The organism is Flavobacterium sp. (assembly GCF_044349645.1).
GTDB lineage: Bacteria > Bacteroidota > Bacteroidia > Flavobacteriales > Flavobacteriaceae > Flavobacterium.
Genome location: NZ_JBIKQP010000053.1, coordinates 1 through 5,215 on the forward strand (window position 1 = coordinate 1; position 5,215 = coordinate 5,215).

The 5,215-nt window shown below is 31.9% G+C and carries 6 protein-coding genes and 1 pseudogene; 3 read left to right on the plus strand and 4 right to left on the minus strand.

What is annotated here, in order from left to right:
• Window positions 1–141 precede the first annotated feature (141 nt).
• Window positions 142–729 (plus strand): riboflavin synthase, encoded by a 588-nt coding sequence (locus AC9UFV_RS08860; protein WP_509574959.1) that lies wholly within the window; start codon window positions 142–144, stop codon window positions 727–729.
• 7 nt (window positions 730–736) lie between these two features.
• Here AC9UFV_RS08860 and gldD read toward each other — a convergent pair whose 3' ends face one another.
• From gldD to mutY, 4 genes are read right to left on the minus strand one after another with little or no spacing between them, the layout of a single operon-like run.
• Entirely contained in the window at window positions 737–1,303 is a 567-nt protein-coding gene (gene gldD, locus AC9UFV_RS08865) for a gliding motility lipoprotein GldD (RefSeq protein ID WP_509574951.1), read from the minus strand.
• Between the two features lie 6 nt (window positions 1,304–1,309).
• On the minus strand, window positions 1,310–2,611 hold the full coding sequence (locus tag AC9UFV_RS08870) for a gliding motility-associated protein GldE (protein WP_509574953.1): 1,302 nt from the start codon (window positions 2,609–2,611) through the stop codon (window positions 1,310–1,312).
• A 23-nt stretch (window positions 2,612–2,634) separates the two neighbouring features.
• On the minus strand, window positions 2,635–3,042 hold the full coding sequence (locus tag AC9UFV_RS08875; RefSeq protein ID WP_509574955.1) for a single-stranded DNA-binding protein: 408 nt from the start codon (window positions 3,040–3,042) through the stop codon (window positions 2,635–2,637).
• A gap of 40 nt (window positions 3,043–3,082) precedes the next feature.
• Window positions 3,083–4,132 (minus strand): A/G-specific adenine glycosylase, encoded by a 1,050-nt coding sequence (gene mutY / locus AC9UFV_RS08880; protein ID WP_509574957.1) that lies wholly within the window; start codon window positions 4,130–4,132, stop codon window positions 3,083–3,085.
• 133 nt (window positions 4,133–4,265) lie between these two features.
• Between mutY and AC9UFV_RS08885 the strand changes: the two genes are divergently transcribed.
• Both AC9UFV_RS08885 and AC9UFV_RS08890 read left to right on the plus strand, forming a co-directional pair.
• Window positions 4,266–4,556, plus strand: coding sequence for an HU family DNA-binding protein (locus AC9UFV_RS08885; protein ID WP_509521911.1), 291 nt, complete (start codon window positions 4,266–4,268; stop codon window positions 4,554–4,556).
• Window positions 4,557–4,949: 393 nt separating this feature from the next.
• Window positions 4,950–5,215: pseudogene (locus AC9UFV_RS08890) on the plus strand (ribonuclease E/G); the annotation flags it as partial.

Here is a 5,215-nt window from a genome sequence, read left to right on the forward strand (position 1 = left end):
GTTTTTAGCACCACTTCGCTTCCAATACCGTTTAAATCTCCTATTGAAATTCCAACGATTATATTTTCTGCTTTTTTTATCATGACTACACGTTATTTATTGCTAATTTTGAAACGCAAATTTAGTAAAATAATATCACAAATGTTTACAGGAATCATAGAAACCCTTGGAGAAATAAAAGCAATCGAAAAAGAAGGCGGAAACGTTCATCTTACCATTACCTCAGCGATTACCAATGAGTTAAAAATCGACCAAAGTGTTGCTCACAATGGCGTGTGTTTAACCGTCACTTCAATTGAAAATAACGATTACAAGGTAACTGCTATTCAAGAAACTATTGACAAAACAAATTTATCAGACTGGAAAATTGGCGCAACTGTTAATTTAGAGCGCGCTATGAAATTGGGAGACCGATTGGACGGCCATATTGTTCAAGGCCATGTGGATCAAACCGGAATTTGCAAAGCTGTAAAAGAAGCTGATGGAAGCTGGTATTTTACTTTTGAATACGATCCTGGTTTGAATAATCTAACCATAGAGAAAGGCTCAATTACTGTTAATGGGGTGAGCTTAACAGTTGTAAATTCGATGAAAAATGAATTTAGTGTTGCCATAATTCCTTACACTTATGAGCATACTAATTTTCATGATTTTGTAGTTGGCACTAAGGTTAATTTAGAATTTGATGTAATTGGGAAGTACGTTTCGAAACTTTATTCGAATAAATAAATCTAAATTATTTTTTCCATTTCAGACTTTCCATTAAATTCTGCACGTCGTTTTTGATATAACTTGCCGCGGGCATTATTGAATCAAAATTGGGTTTTGCATAGAAATAAACCGACCCTGCTACAAAATTTTTAGTGCTGTCTGTTACATAAAATTGAGTGTTGGTAGCGGCATTTCCATCAACTTGGTAGAACATTCCAAAAACTCTTTTCTCAAAATTTATATATGGTTGTTCCAAAATATCATCAGCTTTAATAACGTGTTCGTAGGTCAATTTCTGAGCATCTTGAAGTAATAATTTAATGTTATTATTTACCGGCTTATAACTCAAATAAATGGTAGCCTTCATTTTTGGGTAGGTAATTTCAAAATTACAATCTCCTTTTTCGGTAATTATTGCATTAGAATTGATATCGAAAGTATAATGACAATCGTTTTCATAATTTTTATATTCCGCAATTGGATAATCCAATCTCAAATAACTTGCTGGTTTAGGAATAGTCTCATTTTTGCAACTAATAAATGAAATTGCAAAAGTGAAAAGTAATATTAATACTATGTTTTTTTTGAACATTTGTAATTATTCTATAGTTACTTTTATTTGTTTGATTCTCTTTCTGTCGATAGAAACAATTTTAAACAAACAGTTTTCAAATATAAATTGGTCTCCTCTTTTAGGAAAATTACCTTGAATTTCTAATAAAAATCCGGCAAGAGTTTCCGCTTCTCCTTTTCTTTCTTCAAATAGTGTTTCGTCTACATCAATAATTCTATAGAAATCTTTGAGATTTATTTTGCCTTCAAATAGATAATTTTTTTCATCTATTTGAGTAAATGGGATGTCGTCATCGTCAAATTCATCACTAATATCTCCCACAATTTCTTCAATTACATCTTCGAGAGAAACCAATCCTGAGGTTCCGCCATATTCATCAACCACAATTGCAAGATGATTTTTCATGGTTTGAAATTCCTTCAGCAAATCATCTAATTTTTTATTTTCAGGTACAAAAAATGGTTTCCTCAAAAGCGTTTTCCAGTCAAAATCGACTTTATCAATATGTGGTATTAAATCTTTAACGAATAGAACGCCTTCTATATGGTCAATATTGTCATTGTAAACCGGAATTCTCGAATAACCTTTGTCAATTATTTTAGGAAGAATTTTATCAAATGATTCGTTGATTTCAATTGCGAAAACATCAATTCTTGGGCTCATAACTTGTTTGGTATCAGTGTTCCCAAAGTTTACAATTCCTTCTAATATTTTTTGTTCACCGTGAGTGGAACCTTCGGAAGAAGTTAATTCAAGGGCTTGCGACAATTGATCAACCGTAAAATAGGCTTTTTGTTTTCCCAATTTTTCATGCAAATAAATTGTCATTGCTCTCATTGGAGAACTAATTGGCGTTAACAATTTATCCAATATATACAAAGGGCGAACTACAAATTCAGCAAATTTCAAATTGTTTCTATTGGCATAGACTTTTGGAAGCACCTCGCCAAATAATAAAATTAGAAAAGTAACCACGATTACCTCTAAAATAAACCGAATTAATTCCGATTCAATTACTGAAAATAAACCTGTACTTATAAAGGAGAACAATATTACAACACCAATATTGATAAAATTGTTCGCAACAAGAAGCGTTGCTAATAATTTTTTAGGTTTGTCAACTAATAATAGGATCAATTTCCCCTTAGAAGAATCGGATTTAGAAAGATCGTCTATAGTTTTTGGGGACAAAGAAAAAAAGGCTACTTCGGCACCGGAAAGCAATGCCGATATAAAAAGCAAAACAAAAATTCCAATTGTACCAAAAAGCAAATTAGAATCTATGTTTTGAAAAATGTCAGTGAAACTGGGAGGTTCCGGGTCCAAAGTTAATGGGATTAGTTAAACAATTAGTATGGCGAATCATCTAATAGGCCTGTTGGCGAATCAGAATTAGTTGGTTTAAATGGTTCAGATTCTTTTTTTGTAGTTAAAAAAGTAAATTCTGTAACTTGAATTTCAGTTGTAAACTTGGTTGATCCTTCTTCTGTTTGCCATTGGCGTGATTTTATTCTACCTTCAACATAGATTTTATCTCCTTTAGATAAATACTTTTCGCAAATTTCAGCAGCTTTATTACGAACCACTAAATTGTGCCATTCAGTTGTATTTATTTTCTCATTTGTAGTTTTATTGATATAAGTTTCATTTGTTGCCAAAGGAAATCTACCAATACAATTACCCCCATCGAAGTAGTGCATTTTAACATCATCGCCTAGGTAGCCAATCAGCATCACCTTGTTTATTGTTCCGTTCATCTTATTTTGAAAGTTTTAGTAATTCCAAATGTACGCTATTTTAACTTAATTCAGTGTATTCCTCTTCTATAAAATTAAAAATAACTTTTGGAAATGGAAAATTATTGATGTCTTTTTTATTTATAGCGCCTAAAATTTCCCCTTTTACTTTTACTTTCCAAAAATTTATATTCAAATGTTGGTGTGATAATTTATGTATTTTACCCTTTGAATTCAAATTTGAAATTCCTTTTATTTTGTATTGAGAACTGAATTTATCGGATATCAATTCGGATACGGCATCTAAATTTAATTCGGTTTCGGTTTCAATGAGTGGAAATTCATATAAATTTTGCCAAATCCCCTTTTGATCTCTTTTCTGAATAAGGGTTTTTAATTTATCGTCTTCAAAAACTATATAATTAAAAAAGCGGTAGCTAATTTTCACTTTTTTCAATTTCACCGGAAGGTGTTGCACTTTTTTCTTTTGCAAAGCGGCACAACTGCTATTGAAAATACAATTTTTGCAATCTGGACTTTTTGGAACACATTGTAAAGCTCCAAATTCCATAATGGCCTGGTTGAAAGTTGCGGGATCGTTTTTTGGCATTAATTCCAAAGCCAATTCAGAAAACTCTTTTTTGGCTGTAGCCAATGAAATGTCAGTTTCGATGTCGAAATATCTGGAAAGCACTCTAAAGACATTTCCATCTACTACAGGAACTGCTTCGTTATGGGAAAAAGAGGCGATTGCAGCAGCGGTATATTCCCCAATTCCTTTTAGTTTTAATAAGTCCTTATAATTATTAGGAAATTCTCCTTTTAATTCATTCGCAACATATTGCGCAGTAAAATGAAGGTTTCTAGCTCTTGAATAATATCCTAAACCCTGCCAATGTTTTAGAACTTTTTCCTCGGGCGCCTTTGCTAAATCAAAAACCGTTGGAAAAGTGGTAATGAAATCTAAATAATATGGTAACCCTTGGGCAACTCTTGTTTGCTGTAGCATGATTTCCGACAACCATATATTATAAGGATTGTCCGTATTTCGCCAAGGCAAATCACGTTTATTATTTAAATACCAATTAATTAATGAGTTGGAAAAAATCACATTCTATTATTTAGAATGCAAAAGTAATTTTTTATGTTGTTAAATTTTAATGGTTTATGCTTGAATATTTGTTTTTTTAATTCATATATTTGCAACCTCAAAAAAAAGTAGAACTTTATTAATTAGAAAGAAAATGACGAAAGCAGATATCGTAGCAAAGATTTCGGAAAAACTAGGTCTTGAAAAAGGAGACGTTCAGGCAACAGTTGAAACATTAATGGAAGAGGTTAAAAACTCTTTAGAAAGTGGAGATAATGTATATTTAAGAGGTTTTGGTAGCTTTATCATCAAAACTAGAGCAGAAAAAACAGGGCGTAACATCTCTAAAAACACTACAATTAAAATTCCAGCTCACAACATTCCAGCTTTTAAACCAGCTAAAGTATTTGTTGAAGGAGTAAAAGCAAATAACAAAACAAAATAATTATTTATTAATCAATAAAAAGAAAAGATATGCCAAGCGGTAAAAAAAGAAAAAGACATAAGGTAGCGACGCACAAACGTAAAAAAAGAGCGAGAGCTAACCGTCACAAGAAGAAAAAGTAGTTTAGGACTACTTTTTCTATTTTAGAATACCAAGTTCATTGAAATTGAGATTTAGGAATTTAGATTGCGGATTTAAGATTGCAGATTTGAAAAATCTAAAATCATGAATTGGAATTTGAAAATCAAAGTCTCGCCGGGTTCAATACCTGTTAAAATATTGTTTAATCCATCCTTACTCGAAAGTTGATGGTTGATAGTTGCTAGTTGATGGATTTTCCAACAACCGACAACCAACAACCGACAACCAAAAGTTCGGATAAAAATTTACAGCGTGAATAAAGAATTAATCATCAGATCTAGTTCTGAAGCCGTAGATTTTGCCTTATTAAAAGATGGAAAACTAATTGAATTACACAAGGAAGAAGAAAAAAGCAATTTCCAAGTTGGCGATATTTTTATTGCCAAAATACGAAAACCAGTTGCTGGACTTAACGCTGCTTTTGTAAATGTAGGCCACGATAAAGATGCCTTTTTACATTATCACGATTTAGGACCTAATCTTGCTTCCCAACTGAAGTTCATAAAGCTTGTAAGCGC